The sequence below is a fragment of the Pseudomonas sp. NPDC087804 genome, from assembly GCF_044742965.1.
GTDB lineage: Bacteria > Pseudomonadota > Gammaproteobacteria > Pseudomonadales > Pseudomonadaceae > Aquipseudomonas > Aquipseudomonas rustica.
The window spans coordinates 1-2,116 of the sequence record NZ_JBIUVN010000067.1; the positions used below are offsets into that span (position 1 = coordinate 1).

Consider the following 2,116-nt stretch of genomic DNA (forward strand, 5'->3'; position numbering starts at 1 on the left):
GAATGGTAGGCGCTGTTCCACATGCGCTGCATCACGCTTTCTTGCATGCTTGGTCACCCTCGGTTAGGGGAACACCATCGGCGACGACACCGAGCAAACTTGCAGAAGTCCGAATGCAGCGACTAAAACAAGCCACCTAGGATCACGCTGATAGTCCGGGTACCAGCCCGGATGCCCCTGCTTGTCTCATTTCTTCAAAATAAGAGCCGCAGCTTGTGGCTACTGCTCTGGTTATAGCCATGACGCGGGTTGAAGCCCGCGCCACAGCCTCTACGGTACAGCGGTTACATCAGCTGAATCACACGCCGCTCGAGAGCAACATGTTACGGATGTGACCGATGGCCTTAGTCGGGTTCAGGCCTTTCGGACATACGTTGACGCAGTTCATGATGCCCCGGCAGCGGAATACGCTGAACGGGTCATCGAGCGAAGCCAGACGCTCGGTGGTCTTGGTGTCACGACTGTCTGCCAGGAAGCGATAAGCTTGCAGCAGTGCAGCTGGACCCAGGAACTTGTCCGGGTTCCACCAGAAGGACGGGCAAGAGGTCGAGCAGCAAGCGCACAGGATGCACTCGTACAGACCGTCGAGCTTTTCGCGCTCTTCTGGCGACTGCAGACGCTCGATGGCCGGAGCCGGCGTGTCGTTCTGCAGGTAAGGCTTCACCTTCTCGTATTGCTTGTAGAAGATGCTCATATCAACGACCAGGTCACGGATAACCGGCAAACCTGGCAGCGGACGAACGATCAACTTGTTACCTTTTACAACAGCAGACAGCGGCGTGATGCATGCCAGGCCGTTTTTGCCGTTGATGTTCATGCCGTCGGAACCACAAACGCCTTCACGGCAAGAGCGACGATAGGAGAAACCTTCGTCCTGCTCTTTGATCAGGGCCAGTACGTCCAGCACCATCAGGTCTTTACCACCGGTATCGACCTGGAATTCCTGCATGAACGGCGCGGCGTCCTGATCAGGGTTGTAACGATATACGCTGACTTGCAACATGGCGGCCACCCTTAATAAGTCCGAATCTTAGGTTCAAAAGTCGGAACAGTCTTCGGCGAGAAGTTCACGGCACGCTTGGTGACGCGCTTGTCACCCGGGAAGTACAGGGTGTGGCACAGCCAGTTTTCGTCGTCACGGTCTTCGAAGTCTTCACGGGCGTGAGCACCGCGCGACTCTTTACGAACCTCGGCAGCGATGGCAGTAGCTTCAGCCACTTCCAGCAGGTTTTGCAGTTCCAGCGCTTCGATACGGGCAGTGTTGAACGCCTGCGACTTATCGTTGATCTTCACGTTGGCGATGCGGGTACGCAGGTCAGCCAGCTGAGCGATACCTTTCTGCATGTATTCGCCAGTACGGAATACACCGAAATAGTTCTGCATGCAGTTCTGCAGCTCGCGACGCAGGGTTGCCACGTCTTCGCCATCAGTACGGCTGTTCAGCGCGTTCAGACGCGACAGGGCAGCTTCGATGTCGGCTTCGGTAGCGTCGTCGTATTCGATGCCGTCGGTCAGCGCCTTTTCCAGGTGCAGGCCGGCAGCGCGGCCGAATACCACCAGGTCGAGCAGCGAGTTGCCGCCCAGACGGTTGGCACCGTGAACCGATACGCAAGCCACTTCGCCTACAGCGAACAGGCCCGGGATGATCTTGTCGACGCCTTCAGCGTCCTGGGTGATCGCCTGACCATGAATGTTGGTGGCAACGCCGCCCATCATATAGTGGCAAGTCGGAACAACCGGAACCGGCGCAACAACCGGGTCAACGTGTGCGAAGGTCTTCGACAGTTCGCAGATGCCTGGCAGACGGCTGTGCAGTACTTCCTCGCCCAGGTGGTCGAGTTTGAGCAGTACGTGGTCGCCATTCGGGCCGCAACCGTTGCCGGCGATGATTTCTTTAACCATCGAGCGAGCAACAACGTCACGACCGGCAAGGTCTTTGGCGTTCGGAGCATAACGCTCCATGAAACGCTCGCCGTGCTTGTTGATCAGGTATCCACCTTCACCACGGCAACCTTCTGTAACCAGTACACCGGCGCCGGCGATGCCGGTCTGGTGGAACTGCCACATTTCGATGTCTTGTACCGTCACGCCATCACGCAGAGCCATGCCGACGCCG

The 2,116-nt window shown here is 57.5% G+C and carries 2 protein-coding genes; both read right to left on the minus strand.

The genetic code is table 11. The features are described from left to right. Positions 1–298 precede the first annotated feature (298 nt). On the minus strand, positions 299–1,003 hold the full coding sequence (locus ACIOMO_RS27920; RefSeq protein WP_053118486.1) for a succinate dehydrogenase iron-sulfur subunit: 705 nt from the start codon (positions 1,001–1,003) through the stop codon (positions 299–301). An 11-nt stretch (positions 1,004–1,014) separates the two neighbouring features. Further along, positions 1,015–2,116, minus strand: a 1,102-nt coding sequence (locus ACIOMO_RS27925; RefSeq protein ID WP_401244699.1) for an FAD-binding protein, incomplete at its 5' end; no start/stop codon positions are given.